Source organism: Mesorhizobium sp. M0410 (assembly GCF_040321435.1).
In the GTDB taxonomy this organism is placed as follows: Bacteria; Pseudomonadota; Alphaproteobacteria; order Rhizobiales; family Rhizobiaceae; genus Mesorhizobium.
On record NZ_JAMYRN010000019.1, the window covers coordinates 56,042 to 75,558 of the forward strand.

A 19,517-nucleotide genomic window follows, 5' to 3' on the forward strand; every position below is an offset into this window, starting at 1 on the left:
GCTCAGGACTCTCCAAGCCAGAATGTATCCGGCATATAGACACCGAAATAGGCGGTCGGGTCGTAGCCGTAAAGCGCCTTGTCGGGCAGATTGCGCAGCCGCGAGGATGCCAGAACCGGCTGATGCGTTCCGTTCACCGTGCCGATCGAAAACACCTGATCGGTATAGATCGACAGCATTGAATTCCAGATCTCGGCGCGCTCCGTGGCTTCAGTCGATGCGTTCCAGCGCTTGAGTAAATCCATCAACTCGACCACGGGCGGAAGATCGGGCGCTTCGCCGACCTTGCCACGGGACAAGTAGTGAGCACCCCAGAGCGGCCATTGCAGCTGGTCGTCGACGGTGGGGGCCAGTTGGTAGGGGTTCATGTCGGCGGTCGGCACGCCATTGTCGATGCCCGACCACATCGACATCATGATCTGGCCACCAAGCGCGCGGCTGCGGAAGATGTCGCGCTGCGAAGTCCGGATGAACAGAGCGATGCCGATCTTGCGCCAGTGATCAGTGATGAGCTCGAGCGCGTCGGTTTCCAGCGTGCTTTCGCCGGCAGTTTCCACTACGAGCTGCGCCGGGCGTCCGTCGGGAAGTATCCGCAGGCCGTCATCGTCACGCGCCTGAAGCCCGACCTCGTCGAGCAGGGCATTAGCCTGGTCGGGATCATGGGCGACCCAGGCTTTCGCGAATTCCGGCCGGTAGAGCGGGCTCTCCGGCAGGACCGTATCGGCACTTTCCTGCGCCAATCCGTAGAACACGGCCAAATTGATCTCGCGCCTGTCCACAGCGAGCGAAAGTGCGCGGCGCACGCGCACGTCACGAAAAAGGCCGCGCCACACCTGGTCGGCACAATTCAGATTGGGCAGCAGCGCCAGCCGCGAACCTTGTGTGCGTTTCCAGAGATGCATCTTCACTGGGTAGCGCTTCTCCGCATCCTTCAGGAAGGCGTAATCGGTGAAGTCAATTCCCATGCCTTGCAGGTCGCTCTCGCCCGCACCGGTCTTGGCGGAAATGATCGCCGACGAGCTGACGTTCATGACTATCCGGTCGACATAGGGCAGTTGCCGGCCATTCTCGTCTATTCGATGAAAGAACGGGTTCCGCTCGAAGACGAACTGCTCAGCCGGCGGCTTGGTCCGGTTCTGCCAGGGATCGAGCGTCGGCAGTTCCGGGTTCTCCGGGCGATATTGCCGCGACATGCGGATATGCAAGAGCGTCCATTTCTTGGCCCGGTTCTCCTTCATTAGGCCGGCGAGCCGGAATGGATCCTGGTATTTCTTGTGGAACTGCTTGAGATAGGCGGCCGGCAGAACAAGCGATAGGGGCGAAGCAGCGGCGAGCTTGGGCAGGAAGTCGGGATTGGGCGCATCCCAACTGTAGCGGACCGTCAACGGATCGACGATCTCGAAGCGTGGCGGCTTGCCATCCGCCAGCAGGGCCGGGGCGAGCCCGCCTTGCGAAAGCTCATCGTTCAGCCAGACATCTTCCCAGCAATAGCGAAAATCCTCCGACGTCAGCAGGCTACCGTCAGACCATTTATGTCCTTCTCGTATCTTGAAAGTGAAGACACGATCATCCGCTACATCGAAACTTTCGAGAATGTCGGCTTGCAGGTTAAGCTTTTCGTCATAGCCGACCAGGCGAGCATACCCGTAGATCGTCATCATCCGGATATCTTTCTGGCTGCCGATGATCGTGCGCAGCGTGCCGCCATATTGGCCGGGCTGCCGGCCCATCGCAGCGAGATTCAACGCGCGCGGACGCTTGGGCAGGCGTTCGGCCAGGGCCGGCAGCGCCCTGGCCTTCATCTGCGGCTGAAGAAATTCCGGCTCCAGGTCGCCGGCGCGCAACGTGCCCGGCAGAAATGCCGAAGCCATGAGTCCAAGGACGGTGCGCCGGCTGATCAATGGCGTAGCTCGCTGACATCGGCCGAACGTCGCGCCAGCACGAGGTGGCCGCCGCCAAGGTCGAGCGGCGACAGCATGTCCTCGTCGCCCTCGTCACGGAATTGCGGTCCCCATGCGCTGGTGTCGGAAGCGCCGCTGAGCTTCAGAGTCTTGAAATCCATCGGCCTGTCGAGATCGGGGAAAGGGACTGCGGCGACCAGTGAGCGCGTGTAGGGGTGGACCGGTTTCCTAAGCAGAATTTCGCGCGGCGCTAGCTCGACGATACGCCCGCCGCACATCACCGCGATGCGGTCGGCCATGTAGTCCACCACCGCCAGGTTGTGGGATATGAACAGGTAGGTCAGGCCCAGTTCCTTCTGCAGGTCCTTCAGAAGATTCAGGATCTGCGCCTGGACAGAGACATCGAGTGCCGAAACTGGCTCGTCGCAGATCAGGAGTTCAGGCCCCAGTGCCAACGCGCGCGCGATGCCGATACGCTGACGCTGTCCGCCGGAGAAACTGTGCGGATAACGCTTTATGAAACGCGGGTCGAGTCCGATTGCCTGCATCAGGTTCTTGACCGTGGCGAGTCGGGACGCGGCATTGCCACGTTGATGGATTTCCAGCGGCTCGCTCAAAATGTTCTCCACCGTCATGCGAGGTGAAAGCGACGAAACCGGATCCTGGAAGACCATCTGGATTTTCGCGCGCAGCATGCGCAGAGCGTCTCCCTCGGCTTTCAAGACGTCGATCGGACCATCGCGGCCGTTGAAGATCACAGAGCCGCCGCTAGGGGTGACAGCCCGCATGAGGACCTTGCTGACGGTGGTTTTGCCGGAGCCGCTTTCGCCGACAAGACCCAGGCACTCGCCCCGCCTGATATCAAAGCTCACGCCGTCCACGGCGCGAACAGAGGTTTGATGACCTCCGCCGAACCATCCGGACTTGCGGATCGTGAAGGTCTTTGTCATATCCCTGACCGACAGCAGGAGGTCGTCCGGCCCCTTCGATGCTGGCGCCGTCTGCTTGCCGAGCAGGTTCCCGACATTCACCGGCACCTCGCGGAGCGCTTTTAGCCTTTCGCCGGGCTTCAGGTCGAAATGCGGAACGGCTGCCATCAGGCCCTTCAGGTAAGGGTGGCCCGGCCGGCGGAATATCGCCTCCACAGGTCCCGCTTCCATGATCTCGCCATGGTACATGACCACCACCTCGTCGGCGACATTGGCGACTACGCCAAGGTCGTGCGTGATCAGCAGCATCGCCATGTTCAGCTTCGTCTGAAGCTCGCGCAGCAATTGCAGGATTTGCGCCTGGATGGTGACGTCCAACGCCGTTGTCGGCTCGTCGGCGATCAACAGGGCGGGCCGGCAGATAAGCGCCATGGCGATCATGGCGCGTTGACGCAATCCTCCCGAAAGTTCAAAGGGATACATGTCATAGGCGCGCTTGGGGTTGGGAAAGCCGACAAGTCCGAGCATTTCCTCGGTCCGCGCCTTGCGCTCCACCCGAGCCGTGGGCGTATGAATCTGCAGGGATTCGCTGACCTGATTGCCGATCGTATGCAGCGGCGACAGTGATGTCATCGGCTCCTGAAATATTTTGCCGATGCGGCTGCCTCTCAACGCCCGGATTTCGGGTCCGTCACGCGGCATCTGCAGGATATCCTGCGTCGTGCCGGGCTTTTCAGGATCGGAAAACAGGATACGGCCGCGAACATGGGCTGTGTTCGGCAAAATGCCCATCACTGCCTGGCTGAGAACCGATTTTCCGGAACCGGACTCGCCCACAAGCGCGGTAACCTTGCCGGGCAAGACGCGAAGATTCGCACGCCTGACGGCATGCAACGGTCCCCCTATAATGGCAAAAGAGATGCCAACATCCTCGATCCGCAGCAGATCAACGCCCAAATTCATTCTCACACCAGCCCCCACTCTGGCCGCTCCAGAAGGCGAGACTAGCGCATTGCCAGCCTAGAGCAACTTGGATTCGAACAGTCGCAAGTTCCCTGCCGGAACCGGCGATCGGACTGCATACCAAAACGCGTTCGGATCGGATCGTGGCGGTTACTGGAGCTTCCTCGGGTCGCCCGCGGACGGCCGCGCGGCATTGCGATGAAGCAGCATGACCTGCTCGGCGTCCGATATTCGGTCGTAAATCGGCTCCAGCGCACCGTCTTCGTCGAGCGAGAGAGCACCCGACAAATCGGGTGAAAGCACCGTTAGCTTCTGCCTGATGCCCGCCAGTTCCTCCATGCCGAGCGCCAGCCAGTTGTTGGCGCCGCAATAGCTGGCGAAGTCTTTGCTGGCGAGAACGCTGTGCGGATATTTCTTGGTTAGGGTCTGGAGGCGCTGGACCTCGTTTACAGCCGAGCCGAAGACGGAGAATGTGAGCCGGTCGGTAAGCCCGACATTGCCGAACATCACATTGCCGACATGCAGGCCGATACCATAGTTTATGTCGCTCAATCCCTGCTGCTTTCTGCGCAGATTGAGATCCATCATGCGCGCGGTGGCCTTGTGCGCTGCTGCAAGAGCGGCCTGGCAGGCGATCTCGGACTGTGAACGGTGCCTTGCGCAAGGGTAAACTGCAATGAAGCCATCCCCTATGAAACTCATGATCTGCCCGCCCTTACGATTGAAAGGCGCAGCAGCGGCGTCGAAAAACTGGTTCAGCGTATCGATATAGACTTCGCGGCCGGAGGTTTCGGCAAGTCTTGACGACCCGCGCATGTCGCCCATGACCAGTGCCGCCCGGATTGTATCACCCTCGCCGCGCTTGATCTGGCCGTCGAGCACGCGCCTGCCGGCGTCGCCGCCGAGATAAGTGGTCATCATGTTGTCGGCAAGCTTGGTGAGCACCGCCATCTTGGTTGCGATAGCGAGATGGTTCTGGATGCGCAGCAGCGCCGCAATCATGCTGTCGCTGAAGCCTGCGGCACTGTCGGTGGACCAAGACCCGATCATGCCCTGACTGGTGTTGCCGCTGAAGGGATGGACGAAAGCCATGTAATCGGTGACGCCCATCAGCTTGAGGTCATCGAAAACAGGAAATTCCGACGGCACCGACGGGTCGAGCCGGCGCCGCAGATGGTCGAGCTTGTGGCTGAGCAGATGGTAGTATGGGCTGGTCAGGAATCTGTCGGAGTGAACGCCGTTCTCCTTGCGGAAGCCTTCCACTTCCAGGCCCTGGCCGCGGAGCCAGGTGAAGCCGAGCGCGTCATAAAGCGGATGAAGCATCGAAAAGCTCAAATGCACCCGCTTCAGCGGCAGGCCGGCAGCAGCCAGCCGTTCACAAAAGCCCCTTACCAATGTTTCCAGATCGTCGCCCGCCAACGCCGATTGCGTCAGCCAATCGGCAACCTTATCCATGAGAATGGCAGAAATTTCTGCTTGCGCTGTGCTCATGCTATCTCGAAATCTCCTTGATCCGCCACAAATTCGCCGGCTCGGACGCCGTCAGGCCTTCACCACCGTCTCTCGGGCTAGCCCGAGGCGGCCAAAAATATTGCGTGTGTCGACGATCAGTAGAGCGTGATCCGCGATCGCCTGATAGTCGATCGCGTCGTGGTCGGTTGCAACGACGACAGCGTCGAAATCCTTCAGGGCCACCTCGGTCAATTCGACCGAGCGACGCCCCTTGATCGCCATATGCTCCCGTGTGGTCGGGATTTCGGTAACATGCGGATCGTGGAATTCCGCCTTGCCGCCCCATTCCTCGATGAGTTCAATGAGCCGCAATGAGGGGCTTTCGCGGATGTCGGGCACATTCTTCTTATAGGCGAGCCCGATGATGAGAATGCGCGAGCGGCTGAGCGCCTTGCCGCAGCGCCGGTCCAGCGCCTTCGCCAGTTCATCGACCACATGACGCGGCATGGCCGTGTTGATCTCTGCCGCCAGCTCGATGAAGCGGGTCGGCAGTTCGTATTCGCGCGCCTTCCACGTCAGGTAGAAAGGATCGATCGGAACGCAGTGCCCGCCAAGTCCAGGGCCAGGATAGAAAGGCATATAGCCGAACGGCTTGGTCTTTGCCGCCTCGATCACCTCCCAGATGTCGATTCCCATCGCACCGAGCACGACCTTCAACTCGTTGACGAGGGCTATGTTGACCGAGCGGAAGATGTTTTCCGTCAGCTTGACCGCCTCGGCGGTTGCCGTGGTGGAAACCGGAACGACGGTCTTGACCACGCCATGGTAGAAAGCCTGCACGAGCATCGCCGCTTCAGTGCCGTCACCTGCCACGACCTTGGGGATCGTCGCGACTTCAAAGCTGCGGTTGCCGGGATCCTCGCGTTCGGGCGAGAAGCCGAGGAAGAAATCTATCCTCGACCGCAAGCCGGTTTTTTCCAGGATGGGCTTGATCACGTCGTCGGTGGTGCCGGGATAGGTGGTCGATTCCAGCACGATCAGCTGGCCGAGACGCAGATGCTTCGCGATGGTGCCTGCCGTGTTCCTGACAAAGGAGAGATCCGGCTCGCGGTGTTTCGTCAGTGGTGTCGGAACGCAGATGATGATGACATCGCAGACGGCCAGTTCGGCAAAATCCGCAGTGGCGCGGAACCGTCCGCTCGCCACCTGGCCGGCAAGGGCTGGCGACGTCACCGCCTCGATGTAGGATTGGCCGTTGTTCAGGCTCTCGACCTTTTGGGGTTCGATGTCGAAGCCGGAAACCGGGAAGCCGGCGCGTGCGATCGCAACCGCCAGCGGCAGCCCCACATAGCCCAGTCCGATCACGCCGACTTGCGCGGCACGCGTCGAAATCCGGTTCAGAAGACGGTCATATGTCGATCGTGAGGCGTCCAAAAATGTGCTTCCCGTCAATTCGGACAGGCCGTCCGCTTCCATGGTGAGGCTCACCGCTCCCAAGAGCCCCGAGGCATATTGCGGAAAATCGATGTCCGCAAGCCGTCAGACCGGCACCTTCGCCTTAAGGCTTGCGGCAGCCATCGCATAGCCGCCGGCGGCGCCATCGATGAAATGAACGTGATCGCGCTGCAGCGGCGATGCGACGAGGCATGTCATCAAGGCCGATTTCTGGCGGTGCAGGCCATAGTTGCAGATGCCCGCCTCTTCCGCCTGTTTCAGCCGGTTCTCGATCCGTTGCAATACATCCGCGTCAACGTCGATGGTCATCTTCAAGCCATCGTCGAACTTCCGGAAATCCGAATTGCTGGCCACTTCGCGTTTGTAGATCTTCGGATCGAATCTGCCGATCGTCCAGCCATATCTATCCGTAACAGCCGTAAGCGTCATCAGGAACACTATCCACAGCTTCGACAGCCACCGCCGTCCTGCCGGCGCCATGGCCCGCGCCTCGATATCGAGGCCGGCGGGCAGCAAACTGTAGTCCGGCCCGTTCACTGGCACCGGGTGGCCATCGCGTTCCTGCCTGCCGGCTAGGGCGATAATGTCGGAAACCAGAAACTGAAAACCGCGCAAGTCGCGCGACGCCCCCGGTATGGCTATGATCGAGACAATTTCGCCATGCCGGGCTTCGATTGGGTTCCAGCGGCAGGAGAGGCCGGTCAGATCCGGCCGCGCGCCGGCCGGCGCAGGATCGATGCGGTAGCGCCCCGCTTTCATCTCGGCTTCCGCCCAACTGCCGCCACCTCCGGCGAACATGGCATAGAAGACTGCATCGGAGGCCTGGAACCTCGCCACGCGAACGTCGAGGCCTTGCGCTCTTATATCCTTTATCGGCACGATTGCGGCACGCAAGGTCAGATCCAGTTCGGCCGCCACCCATCTCTGGACAGCCGCCAGCGCGTTGCGGGTGATCTCCAGCGCCGAGCCGGGAAACGCCACGAGCGCGCCGTCGCCGCCGAAGACAAAGGGAAGATCTTGCCTACCCAGCGCATTGAGCAGCGCCGAAATGACGCTGGCACCGGCCATATTGACGGTTTTATAGCGCCCCGCCTCGATCGCCTTGGTAGAGCCGACGATATCTGCGGTGGCCAGCGCCCAGCCATCGGGGAGAGGCCGATAGTTATCGATATCGGCAACGCTTTCGAACCTGGCGAAGACCGGTAGGGAAGCGACAAACGGGTCGGACGCGGCAGCTGTTTCCATGAGCATCAGATAGCACATTCCAGTGCTTGAGGGTGAAGTCGATCATGCTTCGAAATTGACTTGCGCAGGCTTTCCGATGATAGGGTCCGGCGATGCGAATTGCCTTCTACGCGCCGCTGAAGTCGCCCAATCATCCCGTTGCCTCAGGCGACCGTCAGATGGCACGGATGCTGGTCAAGGCGCTGGAGCATGGAGGGCACAGCGTCGAACTGGCATCTGAATTGCGCTTCTATCTACGCGAACCGGATTCGAAAAGTTTCGATGCGCTCAAGGTCGAGGCCCGGGAGGAAGCCGCGCGGCTGGCAGGGCTTTGGGATCGTGACGGCAAGCCCGATCTGTGGTTCACCTATCATCCCTATTACAAGGCGCCCGACCTGATCGGGCCCGAACTGGCGTTGGCCTTTGGTGTTCCCTATGTGACAGCGGAAGCCTCCTATTCGAGGCGGCGCAACACCGGTTTGTGGGCCGATACGCAAGCGTTGGTGGCGCGAGCCGTCGAACAGGCGGCGCTGAACATCTGCTTCACGCAAAGGGATCTTCAGGGACTGGCAGATGCGATACCCGACGCCGCTTTCGGCATGCTTTCGCCCTTCATCGACACATCGCTATTCCGGGAAACACCGGCACGGGGTTGTCCGACGCGCCTCGTTACCGTCGCCATGATGCGCCCGGGCGACAAAGTCGAAAGCTATCGCATGCTGGCGCAGGCGCTCGGTTCGATCGGTCATCTGACCTGGACCATGTCGATCGTCGGGGACGGACCTGCCCGCGAGGAGATCAAAGCGCAATTCGCCGGCTTGCCCGCCGAGCGTATCGAATGGCTTGGCGCGCTTGAGCCAGCCGCCGTGCCGGATGTCCTCTACAGTGGGGGAATTTACGTCTGGCCGGGTTTCGGCGAGGCCTATGGCGTTGCCTATCTTGAAGCACAGGCCGCCGGCCTTCCGGTTGTGGCTCAGGATGTCGCCGGCGTGCCGGAGGTCGTGCGGGATGGCCAGGCCGGGTTTCTCACCCCGCCGGACGATGTGGCGGCGTTCGCTTCTGCCATTGAAAGGCTTCTGACCCGTAACGACGAAAGATCCATCATGGCCGCAGAAGCCAGACGTTTCATCCTCGAAGAACGTTGTCTCGGTGCTGCGGCGGCGCGTCTGGCCGAACTTCTTGCGAAGATCCCGGTCTCATGACATCCGATCAAATCTGGCAACCCTTGGTGGAGGAGCTGGCGAACTGGCAACGGGCGGACCGTAAGGCAGAGTTCTGGCTGCGCGACGATGACGGCGTTGATCCGACGCCTGCGCTTGATCGGTTGCTCGACCTCACTGGTGAATTCGCGGTTCCGGTGACTCTGGCCGTCATTCCCGCCCTGACTGACGAGAAGCTTGTCGTTCGGCTTGACGAGGCGCCGCATGCCACGGTCGCCATCCATGGCTGGGCGCACCGAAATCATGCTCCGGAGGGCCAGAAGAAGCAGGAGCTCGGCGTGCATCGGCCACGCGAGGCGGTGCTCGATGATCTGGCCCGCGGGCTGTCGCACATAACCGGCCTGCACGGCGCACGTGCCGTTCCGATGCTGGTGCCACCCTGGAACAGGATCGACGCCGGCTTGGTATCCGACCTTGGATCGATAGGATTTTCGGCATTGTCGGTCTATGGGCCGCCAAGACCGGCTTCACTTGCGGTCATCAACAGCAATGTCGACATCATGGATTGGCATGGCACGCGCGGCTGCCGCGATCATGGCCTGTTGGTTCAAGCCATCATCGCGCAGTTGCAGCATGCATTCGATGGAGGCGAACCGGCCGGCCTGCTCACCCACCATCTCGTGCATGATGAATCGGCCTGGCTCTTCCTCGAACGGCTGTTCACAGTCACCGCACAGACTGAAGCCTGCGTATGGCTTCCGATCAGGACATTGATCGGGCGCAGCGCCGGTAAAGCAATTCCAGGAAAAGTGTGAATGGTTTTCCGTCCGGAATTGCGTCAAAACAAAGAGATAGAGGAAAACAGCTCAGCGCTTTTTGCGCAATGAGACTGGAAATTTGAGCGTCTGGCCATCCCGCGCGGCAAAAGCGCCGGTAAACCTGTCTTTGGCCAGTTTCTCGATCTCGTCCAGTTCCTCGTCGGTCCGTGTCGGATCGTGGTGAAACAGGGCAAGCCTGCGCGCACCGGCCGCCTCACAGAGCTTGACACCCTCTTGCCATGTCGAGTGCCCGTAACCGCGGCGGCGTTCCATTTCCTCCTCGGTGTAGGTGCAATCGTAAATGACGAGGTCGGCATCTTCGATCAGGCCGAGCACCGCCTGATCGAGTTTGTCCGGCTCGTGCTCAGTGTCTGTGATCATCGCCACGACGCGGCCGCCCCATTCGACCCGGTAGCCTATGCAGCCGCCCGGATGGATAAGACTGCCGGTTCGGACCACCACCCCTTCGCGCGGGCGAAGCACGTCTCCGGATACGAAATCGCGATAGTCGAGGCTTGCCTTGCAGGCTTCCAGTTTCACCGGAAACCACGGCGGCTGCATGAACTCATCGACCATCTGCCGGGTCGTCATGTGTCCTGCAAGATGCCCGGACCAAAGCGTAACCTTGGCGCCCCGATCATAGATCGGCGCAAAAGACGGCAACCCGATGATGTGATCGTAATGGCAATGGGTGAAAAGCAGGTCGAAATCGGTCACGCCCAACGCCTGAAGTGCCGCGCCGGCAGGCCGTAGGCCAGAGCCTGCGTCGAACAGAAGCGTATGCTTACCGCATCGCATTTCGACGCAGATTGAGTTGCCGCCATAGCGAGAGAATTCTGGCCCTGATACCGAAATGCTGCCGCGGACACCCCAAAACCTGACCAGGAAAACGTTGTCGTCCATGCTACCCCTTCGCCCATCATATCCAAACAACCGCTGCTAGGCGAGACAGGCTTTCTCCGGGTGATCTTCTCAGCGAGAGGACAGTGCCGTCACGACGGCGAGGATCGGGCGCACGTCCTTCGTTATTTGGCGCTTCGTGCGTCGATCAGATCCGCGGTCGTATGGCTTAGGCGATCGGCAAGAACCCGCAATATCTCGATGGTCATTTCCGGGAACTCCCTCATAAGCCTCAGGAAATGATCCTTGCGGATTCTCAAGGCTTCCAGCGGACTTGCCGCTCTGACGGTGGCAGTGCGGGAGCTGTTGCACAATATGGCGATCTCGCCAACGATCGAATTTGGCTCCAGTTCGGCAACTTTTATCGGTCCGCTATCGGAATCGACAAGAATATCCGCCCTGCCTGAAAGGATGACATAGGCGGCGTCTCCCTCGTCGCCCTGCCTGAAAAGGATCTGGCCGGCGCTGTAGCTCACACGATCGGATGTGAACGCAAGCAGCTTGAGCTTTGTCGGCTCGATGGCAGAGAACAAGGGAACGCGTTGCAGCATTCCAACTTCATCCTTGAGCAGCATTGTCGCAAACCTTCCAAAATTCGCGTTTGCCAGACTAGAGCAAGGGACGCCAAGATGGAATCAATTCTCTTTCCGAGATGGCGAGGCAAACCACGCGAAAGGTGGCGAGCCCGATGTCGTGCACCGGCAGAATGATCCATCTGAATGTCCGTTGCTCTATGACAACAGTTCCTTGAAGATACCGTTCCCCGCCAAGAGTGTCTCGTGTGTTCCGTCTTCCGCCAATTGACCCGAGTCGAAGACGACAACGCGATCGAACATCATCGCCATTGCCGGATTCGTCACGACCCACACAATTGCCGGCGAATGGCCGTCGCGCCTGGCTTCCTCGAGCACATTTCGCAGCACCTTATCCTGCATGCGCTGGTCGAGCGCCGACAGCGGCCGGTTGAGAATGAGAAAATCGGGACGCTTGAGCAAGGCCCGGGCAACATCGAGCTTCTGTCGCTGTCCACCGGTCAGCCGCCTCCCGCCGGAGCCGACGTTGAAGTCCAGGCCGACATCCAGAAGTTCGCCATAAAGCCCGAGTTCGTCAAGAATGTCATAGACGATGGAGCGTATGCGGTCGGGCGCGTCGGGATGATTGTTGCCCACACGCCCGAACAGGACATTATCCATGACCGTGGCCGCGGCAATGTATTTGGCAGGATCATACCGTTCGATCGCATTGTGCAACTCGGGCGGCAGGTCTTCATAGAACCGGTTGCGTGCAGCGACGATCTTGCTCATCAGCTCGTCGCTCAGCAGGCCGAAGCGGTGCCGGGGCTCGATGTAGGCAAAGCTCAAGGTGACGATCATGGCGCGATCGTTCTCCGAAACCGCCTCGTAGGGACGGTTCTTGAGCCGTTGCAGCAAGGTTTCGTAGGCGGGTATCTCCTCCGCGCTCATGAAGGCGAGCTGCTGGAAGAACTGGTGATCGGGCGGCAGGTCGGCAAACAACTCGATCGCCTGTTTGGCGATCTCCAAGCCCATTTCGTAGAGCGTGCGGTCGAGGCCGGCTTGCCTCAGCACGGAAGCAAAATAGGGATTGGCCGCCAGCGCCCTGTCGGCCAGTTCGGGACCGGCGGCAGCGCCGAAGAGCAGGTTTTGGCCGATCGTTGCTTCCTTGTTGTAGGCGCCCGGTTCGAAAGGAACCACCAGTCCGCTCAGCCCCTCTTGTTCCAGCCGGGTCCGCAGCGCCGCACGCAGTTCGACGATCCGCCTGGCAAGCTCCGTGTGACGCGTGAGGTCAGCTGAAGAGCGCAATCCGAGATCCAGAATGTCACGCGACAGAACAACCGCGTCGAGCACCCGGCGCACGGCTTCAAAGAGGTCGTGCGGGCCGGTAGCGCCAGCGGAAGCATAGTTGATCCAGTCGCCGTGGATATCAAGATCCGGATTGCCCGACCGGCGCGCCTCGTGAATGTTCCAGCGGTGCTGATCTGCCGCAGCACCGTCATAAGGCACCGATGTCAGCGGCGCATGCTTCAACCCGTAGAGCAGGTTGTCGCGGAGGCTTGCCTGGAACAGGAAAACATCCGACGAGGCATACGATATGCGCCGGCCGGTTACTGCTTCGGGGAGTTCAAGCAGGTCGTCGGTGCCCGAAGCGACCTTTCCGCTGTCTGGCCAGATCAGCCGCGCGAAGGCTTCTGCAAGCGCCTCCGCTCCACCTGTTGCGGTACTGACCAGTGCCACCGTCTCACCCGGCTTGACCTGGAGGGAGATACGGTTGAGGAGCATCGCACCGCCATCGTCTGCTATGGACAGATTGATCGCCGACAGCGGTTTGGTCATCGGATCGGGATCGTCGATCGTCAATGCCATGATTTTCGGCGCGATGAGACCTTCGACGGTGAACTGTTCAACGACCTGTTGATATTTGACCTGGACATCCTGCCGATCCTGATCCCAGTCGATCAGTTCCTTCATCGGTCCGGGCAGGTCCTTGTAGGCGCCGATCACGGCCACGAGCTGGCCGACGTCCAGCCGCCCCTGGAGGACCAGATACCCGCCGATCATGTAGAACAGAAAGGGCGTGAGCTGCGCGAGAAAATTGTTGAGGAACTTTACCATGAATTTCCATTGGTAAAGATCGAAGCGGATCTTGAAGATGAGCCCGAGCCGGGCAGCTATGTCGGCGCGCTCGTAGTTTGATGTATCGTGGACGTGAACCGCGCCGATGCCGTCGACGATTTCGCCAACCCGGCCCGAAAGCGCGCGCGCCGTCAACTGCCGTTGGCGCCCGAGCACGATCAGCCGCCGCCGCATTCGCGGGATGAGCACGATCTGGATCGCCACGATCACGACCGCTATCATTCCGAGCCAGACGTTCTGGATCATGATGAACAGCATGGCCGTCAGCGCTTGGCCGCCGAGCAGTACCGGCTGCAGGAAGGCGTCGCCGATGAAGCCGCCCAGCGGCTCCACCTCGTCCTTCACCATGGTCGCCACTTCGGCGGACTTCACCCGCTTGAAGTAAACCGGCGGAAACCGCAGCACGCGGTCGACCAGATCGAAGCGGATACGCCGCAGCATGCGTTCGCCGAGGCGGCCCTTGTAGGTGTTGATGTAGAATTTGAACAGGCCGTTGATGACGACTAGCAAGAGGAACACAAGGCTCAGGGCAAACAGGGTCTCCTCGCGGTCGAGCTGAAAACCGGAGAAGAACTGGACCTCTCCAATGAACGGCAGGTTATAGTGTAGCCTCATGAATGGCTGGGTCGCGCCCGGTTGCTCGAAGCCGCGACCTTGGATCGGTCCGTTGACGATCAGCTTCGGCAGGTCGAAGGACATGAAATACGGGATCATCGAAAGCACGACGATCATCAATATCCAGAGCTGCTGCTTCTTGGTGTGCGTCCAGATATAGCGGGCTAGGCTGGCTTCCATATGCGACTGTGGACCCTTCAGTTGGAAGCATGCAGGATGTAAAAGCACCTGCTGGCGAATGGCGTATCGGCAATTTCTTCATCGCCAGCGACAAGCTCGAAGCTGCCGTGCACGGACATTGCCCCGCGCTCAACTATGCAAGGAACCTGCGAGGCGGCGCGATCCAGTTCCGGCGCATGGTCGATGGCAACGACATGGGCATTGTCGATCGGCGAAGAAAGCAGCTGGCCAAACGATCCGCGGCTTTCGTAGGGCTTTGGCGAACAGCTGAGCAGCACGAGGCCGCAGCTGCGCGGCTGGTGCTGGCGGATGGACGCCGATGATCCGGACAGATGCAATAGGCTCTCTCCGGCACCGGGCAATAGCCAAGCGGCTTGCAGCATGATCACGTCCGCGGAATCAAACAGTCTTGCGGGAGGCAAGATTGCGTTGTGTCGCCCAGAATCCCAACATACAAGACGAATTATGATGGATGTCACGCAACCACGCAATGCCATGGACTGGCACGAGCAAGCCTTGGACCTCACACGGGGAATTGCTGCTTATGTCAACTGCCCTCTCGTGGCAGGGCTGGCGCGCGTCGTCGCCAAGCATCCGAAGGCCGATATTGCCAACGCCTTCAACCACAAGCAGGTCGCCTGCAAGATGTGGGCGCTCGACAGGCTGTTCGAAAGCGGCGGCGGCCGCTTCGGGCGCATATGGGTTCTGGGTGGATGGTACGGCGTATTGCCGGCAATGCTTTTCAACGATGCCCGCTTCGACATCGCGGCGATCGATAGCATCGACATCGATCCTGAAGTCGCGCCGGTCGCCCGGACCCTCAACCGGGAAGCCGGCGACCGGTTCCGGGCGCTGACGGCAGATATGTACGCACTCGACTATGCGGCCGGGCGGCCCGACCTGATGGTCAATACGAGCTGCGAACACATAGCCGATCTGCGCGCCTGGCTTGCTCTGCTTCCGCCGGGCACGAATGTACTGCTGCAATCGAACGATTATTTCAGCGAGCCGACGCACATCAACTGCGTGGCTTCGCTTGCAGCCTTCGAGGAGATGGCGGCGCTACGGGAGGTGCGGTTCTCCGGCGAACTGCCGACAAAAAATTATACGCGCTTCATGCTGATTGGAACTGTTTAATGCATTTCGCCCAAAAGTGCGTAGCGGTTTTGGGACAACGATACGCATAAAAACAGGACTTGAAGCGCGTCGCACGAATCTCACGGACGCTACGCGCGTTAGGATCTATCGTCTGTTTGATCATGAACTTTTCCGAAACCGGGCCCCACATTTAGGGACCATGTTCGATACCGCTCGCGCAGGATTTGCGCCGAGCGACGCGCGCCTTCCAGATCGAGACGATGCGCGGATGGCGTCCGTCCCACAAGCGCCTGTTCGATAGCTTGCGCCAAACCTTCAGGCGTCAGGTCCTTTTCCGTCAGCACCGTTGCAAGACCGAGTTCTTCGAGCATCAGGGCGCGAACCGTCTGTTCGGTTTCCCCGCCGGCTGCAAATGGGACGAGCAGGGAGCGACAACCCGCGCGCAGTACATCGCAGACCGTGTTGTAACCCGCCTGCGAGACTGACAGGCGGGCGCCGGTCAGCAGGCTGGCGAAATCCTCGCGGAACCGGAAGATGGACAGGCCCGGCGTGGCATCGCGTGCGATTGCGTCAAACTCGTCTTTCGGCAGGTTCGGGCCGGTGATCAAACACCATTTCCAAGCGTTGTTGGCATTCCGCGCCGCTGCGATGGTGGAGCTGACAAGGCTCTTTCCGGCAGCCCCGCCGCCAACCGACACCAGAACGTCGAAGCGCTCGGAGGCTGCGGGCGATGGCGGCGCGGCAACGAGCCCTGTGTAGGTGACCTCGGCCCTGATCGCCCCAGCCAATGGAAATGTCTTGTCGATGGTTGCGAAAGCCGGATCGCCGTGGACCATAACAAGGTCGAAATGCCTGTTGATGAGATCGACCGTTTCCTCGTTTCGGCCCGGCTTGACGCGCTCCTGGAGGATATCGCGGACGGACGTCACCAGCGGCGGTCTGGGCGACGTCGCGTCGATGACCTCGATCAGCGGCAAGAGTTCGAAACGCATCTGCCGGCGTCCAAATGGAAACGCCTCGACAATGACGATATCAGGCCTGCAATCCCGGAATGCCTGCAGCAGCATCTCTGAACGCCATTTCTTGAAATCATCGTCGATCGGGTTGCCTTGCAGGTCGACAAGTCCCGAAAATCCTTCATCACCGGAGGTGACAGGTGGCAGGGTTACAGATTTTACCCCCAGTCCTGGAAACCCGGCGATCGGCGCTCCACCGGTCACGACGGTTACGTCAAACCCGTCATCGACCAGAGCCGCCGCAATGCGGCTGGCGCGCGCGAGATGGCCGATGCCGAGCAGGTGCTGGACATAGAAGAAAGCGCGCAGCCGCTTCATTCGGCGGCCCGCCACTCCCGCTCGAACAGTTCCTTGAGCTGTCCAATGCTTGCCATATGATCGAAATTGCCGCGCACGCGCCGCTCTGCGGCGTCGCCGAGGCGGACGCGCAGCACGGGATCGCGGATCAGGCGCTCCAGCGCCTGTGCCAGGGCAATCGGGTTTTCCGTCGGAACCAGCAAGCCGGTTTCATCCGGCGATAAAAGCTCCGGCACGCCGGAAGTATCGGTCGACACGCAGGCAAGGCGCTGGCTAGCCGCCTCCACCAGAACATTCGGCAGACCGTCGCGGTCGCCATTTGCGGTGATCCTGCAGGCCAGGGCGAAGATGTCGGCACGGCGGTAGTGCTCAAGCACCTCCTCCTGCGCAAGCGCGCCTTTCCAAGAGACGCGACCATCCACGCCGAGCTTTTGCGCCAGCGCCTTGAACCGTTCCAGTTCTTCGCCGCCGCCGATATGCTCGAAACGCCACGCCAAATCGCCGGGCAACAGGGCAAGGGCCTCCAGCAACGTGTCGTAACCTTTCTTTTCAACGGCGCGCCCGACACTCAGAACGACAACCGGTTCGTCCGGCGCCGAGCCGTCATGCTGCTTTCGCGCCTCGCCGAAACTGCCGAAGCGATCAAGGTCGAGCCCATGATAGCTCAGATGCACAGACGAGTTGCCGTTAGCGAGTTTTTTCAGACGGTCGAAGCCGGTTTTCGTGCAAGTGACCGTCCAGCGCGCCGAGGAAAGCTTGCCGGCCAGATCCCAGTCCGCCGAAGTCCAGATGTCCTTGGCATGGGCCGAGCAGGTCCAGGGCAGGCCACGAAGCTGGCTGGCATAGCGCGTCACCGATGCAGGCGTGTGCGCGAAATGGGCATGCAGCCAGCCCGCGTTTTCCGGCCATTCGGCCGCCAGCACGAGCGCTTGCCCGAAGCGGCGCGCGCGATTGCGCGTAAAGTCGCGGGGCATATCGGCAGCCAGCGATCCGAGCGCGCGCCAGAAGCCCGGACGCAGCAGATAGGCAAACAGCGAGCGAAGCACGCGCAGCGGCTCTTCATGCAGATATTCCGGCAGATAATGGACGGGCGCTTTGATCTCGTCATGCACGGGGTGGCGTTTTTCGTCGGTCGGCCGCCTGAGCGCGACAAGTATCAGGTCGAACCCCGCACGCTCAAGACCGAGCAATTCCTGCGCGATGAAGGTTTCGGACAGCCGCGGATAACCCTTCAGAACCACGACGATCTTGCGATGTTGCAACTCAGGTCATTCCTTCAATGACTGAAAGGTGATGGCCGGCCCGCCGGTCGAGCAGTTCCGCGACGATTTCGGAAATATGAGGCAGCCCTTCCAGCGTCAGATGCGGATTGCTCTGCGATGGGCGGGGCCGGTCCGGCAGCACCTTCAGTGCATCGGCAAACCGCCGGGAATCCTCGGCTTCTTCCGGCAAAAACATCTCGATGAGGCCGAGTTCGGCCGCGCGCCGTGCGCGGATCAGTTGTTCCTTGCGGGGCTCGACGCGCGGCACGATCAGCGCCGGCTTGTCGAAAGACAGTATCTCGCAATAGGTGTTGTAGCCGCCCATCGCCACTACCGCCTTGGCGCCGGCAATCAGGTCTTCCATGCGGTTGTCGAACTCGATGATCCTGATATAGGGGATCTTGGACCCCTTCTTGAGCAGCTTGTTGCGCTTGCGCGCCGGCATGTAAGGCCCAAGCACGATCAGGGCCCTATGCTGCAATTGCGGATCCTGCTGATAGGCATCGATGACGTCGTGAATCAGATCGGCGCCGTCACCGCCGCCACCGGTGGTAACGAGGATATAGTCGCCCTCGGGCCGATGGCCGGGCAACTCGTTCCGCTGCAGGCTCCGTTGCAGGAAACCGACGAACCTCATCTTTGCCCTGACAGCCGGCGGCACATCCAAGCCGGTCAACGGATCGTAGAAATCCGGCGGGCCATAGGCCCAGACCTTGTCGTAGAACAGGCCTATCTTGCGCATCACGTCCCGGCGTGCCCACTCTGCTTCGAGCAGATGCGGCGCATCCATCACCTCGCGCAGGCCAAGCACCAGCGTGGTGCCCCGCGTCTTGAGGTAGGACAGCGTGTCCTCAATCTCACCGCGCAGGCCGAGCGGTTCCTTGTCGACGATGAAGATATCCGGCCGGAAGGTCTCGGCCGTGTGGCGGATGATCGACTGGCGCATCCTTAGCGTCTCATGCAGATCGATGTCCTTTTCCAGCGAGGTGTATTCGCCGTTGCGCAGCTTGATGACGCTGGGGATCTTCACGAAGTCGACACGGGCACGGTAGTCGAAGGCGCCAGCGATAGTCGCACCCGAAATGATAAGCACCTGAAGTCCGCGGAAATCCTCGACCAGCGAATGCGCGATAGTTCGGCAGCGCTGCAAGTGGCCGAGCCCGAACGTGTCGTGGCTGTACATGAGAATTCGAGCGTTTTCTGCGTGCTGGGTCATTGTTGAACGTCTCTTAGAATTCTCGCTTTGAGGACCGTGAGCGACCCGCCGGCTTCGAAACCATCCTGGTTTTGAAACATGAGGCCGCGATTTTGAATTTGCATTACTTCTGTGGAATGCCTGTCAGATAGGGCTTTCTGATTGCCTGAGTCCGAAACTGGATGGAGGGGCGAATATCGCCTCGGCGGGAGCGGGCCGAGACTCCCCGTTGTTGTTTTGGGATGAATCGAAGGGGAAAGCGGTGTCCAAAAGATCGGCAGAAGTCATCCCTCTTGATTCCAAAGCTGCGGTCTCTCCGAACTCGACGGTTTCGGAGCGGTGAAAGCGAATTCCGCGATCCTGCCCATATAGTCAATTGCTTGATCGGTATACGAAAGGAC

The 19,517-nt window shown here is 60.4% G+C and carries 15 protein-coding genes; 4 read left to right on the plus strand and 11 right to left on the minus strand.

Features of this window, described 5'->3' with window-relative positions:
- Positions 1 to 2 precede the first annotated feature (2 nt).
- The 5 genes from NKI63_RS23880 to NKI63_RS23900 all read right to left on the minus strand — a co-directional run bounded on the left by NKI63_RS23880 (position 3) and on the right by NKI63_RS23900 (position 7,963).
- Positions 3 to 1,901, minus strand: coding sequence for an ABC transporter substrate-binding protein (locus tag NKI63_RS23880; protein ID WP_352506848.1), 1,899 nt, complete (start codon positions 1,899 to 1,901; stop codon positions 3 to 5).
- Positions 1,898 to 3,793 (minus strand): ABC transporter ATP-binding protein, encoded by a 1,896-nt coding sequence (locus tag NKI63_RS23885; RefSeq protein ID WP_352475783.1) that lies wholly within the window; start codon positions 3,791 to 3,793, stop codon positions 1,898 to 1,900. The genes NKI63_RS23880 and NKI63_RS23885 overlap by 4 nt, the downstream gene beginning before the upstream one ends.
- A gap of 150 nt (positions 3,794 to 3,943) precedes the next feature.
- A complete protein-coding gene (locus NKI63_RS23890; RefSeq protein ID WP_352506847.1) occupies positions 3,944 to 5,284 on the minus strand; it encodes an adenylate/guanylate cyclase domain-containing protein in 1,341 nt (446 codons plus the stop codon).
- A 51-nt stretch (positions 5,285 to 5,335) separates the two neighbouring features.
- Entirely contained in the window at positions 5,336 to 6,679 is a 1,344-nt protein-coding gene (locus tag NKI63_RS23895) for a nucleotide sugar dehydrogenase (protein ID WP_352506846.1), read from the minus strand.
- Between the two features lie 105 nt (positions 6,680 to 6,784).
- Positions 6,785 to 7,963, minus strand: a complete 1,179-nt coding sequence (locus tag NKI63_RS23900; RefSeq protein ID WP_352506845.1) for a DUF3095 domain-containing protein — start codon at positions 7,961 to 7,963, stop codon at positions 6,785 to 6,787.
- 74 nt (positions 7,964 to 8,037) lie between these two features.
- Here NKI63_RS23900 and NKI63_RS23905 point away from each other — a divergent pair, with 74 nt between their 5' ends.
- Positions 8,038 to 9,126 carry a glycosyltransferase family 4 protein gene (locus NKI63_RS23905; RefSeq protein WP_352506844.1) on the plus strand — a complete coding sequence of 363 codons (1,089 nt, stop codon included), beginning with the start codon at positions 8,038 to 8,040 and terminating at the stop codon, positions 9,124 to 9,126.
- Positions 9,123 to 9,899 (plus strand): polysaccharide deacetylase family protein, encoded by a 777-nt coding sequence (locus NKI63_RS23910; protein ID WP_352823603.1) that lies wholly within the window; start codon positions 9,123 to 9,125, stop codon positions 9,897 to 9,899. Before NKI63_RS23905 ends, NKI63_RS23910 begins: the two co-directional genes overlap by 4 nt.
- A 51-nt stretch (positions 9,900 to 9,950) precedes the next feature.
- Here the strand turns inward: NKI63_RS23910 and NKI63_RS23915 are convergent, their stop codons facing one another.
- The 3 genes from NKI63_RS23915 to NKI63_RS23925 form a co-directional block, all read right to left on the minus strand.
- The gene (locus NKI63_RS23915; RefSeq protein ID WP_352506842.1) at positions 9,951 to 10,805 is read right to left on the minus strand and encodes an MBL fold metallo-hydrolase; all 855 of its coding nucleotides are present in this window, start codon (positions 10,803 to 10,805) and stop codon (positions 9,951 to 9,953) included.
- A gap of 122 nt (positions 10,806 to 10,927) precedes the next feature.
- On the minus strand, positions 10,928 to 11,377 hold the full coding sequence (locus NKI63_RS23920; protein ID WP_023675957.1) for a cyclic nucleotide-binding domain-containing protein: 450 nt from the start codon (positions 11,375 to 11,377) through the stop codon (positions 10,928 to 10,930).
- Between the two features lie 156 nt (positions 11,378 to 11,533).
- On the minus strand, positions 11,534 to 14,248 hold the full coding sequence (locus NKI63_RS23925) for an ABC transporter transmembrane domain-containing protein (protein WP_352506841.1): 2,715 nt from the start codon (positions 14,246 to 14,248) through the stop codon (positions 11,534 to 11,536).
- 29 nt (positions 14,249 to 14,277) lie between these two features.
- On the opposite strand from NKI63_RS23925, the gene NKI63_RS23930 reads away from it, so the two are divergent.
- Together NKI63_RS23930 and NKI63_RS23935 are read left to right on the plus strand one after the other, a co-directional pair.
- On the plus strand, positions 14,278 to 14,571 hold the full coding sequence (locus NKI63_RS23930) for a hypothetical protein (RefSeq protein WP_352506840.1): 294 nt from the start codon (positions 14,278 to 14,280) through the stop codon (positions 14,569 to 14,571).
- A 145-nt stretch (positions 14,572 to 14,716) separates the two neighbouring features.
- Positions 14,717 to 15,385 (plus strand): class I SAM-dependent methyltransferase, encoded by a 669-nt coding sequence (locus NKI63_RS23935; protein ID WP_352506912.1) that lies wholly within the window; start codon positions 14,717 to 14,719, stop codon positions 15,383 to 15,385.
- 98 nt (positions 15,386 to 15,483) lie between these two features.
- On the opposite strand, the gene NKI63_RS23940 is transcribed toward NKI63_RS23935, so the two are convergent.
- The 3 genes from NKI63_RS23940 to NKI63_RS23950 are packed head-to-tail and all read right to left on the minus strand — an operon-like array spanning position 15,484 to position 19,137.
- Positions 15,484 to 16,680 (minus strand): glycosyltransferase family protein, encoded by a 1,197-nt coding sequence (locus NKI63_RS23940; RefSeq protein WP_352506839.1) that lies wholly within the window; start codon positions 16,678 to 16,680, stop codon positions 15,484 to 15,486.
- Positions 16,677 to 17,921, minus strand: coding sequence for a glycosyltransferase (locus NKI63_RS23945; RefSeq protein WP_352506838.1), 1,245 nt, complete (start codon positions 17,919 to 17,921; stop codon positions 16,677 to 16,679). Before NKI63_RS23945 ends, NKI63_RS23940 begins: the two co-directional genes overlap by 4 nt.
- A gap of 1 nt (position 17,922) precedes the next feature.
- On the minus strand, positions 17,923 to 19,137 hold the full coding sequence (locus NKI63_RS23950; protein WP_352475773.1) for a glycosyltransferase family protein: 1,215 nt from the start codon (positions 19,135 to 19,137) through the stop codon (positions 17,923 to 17,925).
- Positions 19,138 to 19,517 lie beyond the last annotated feature (380 nt).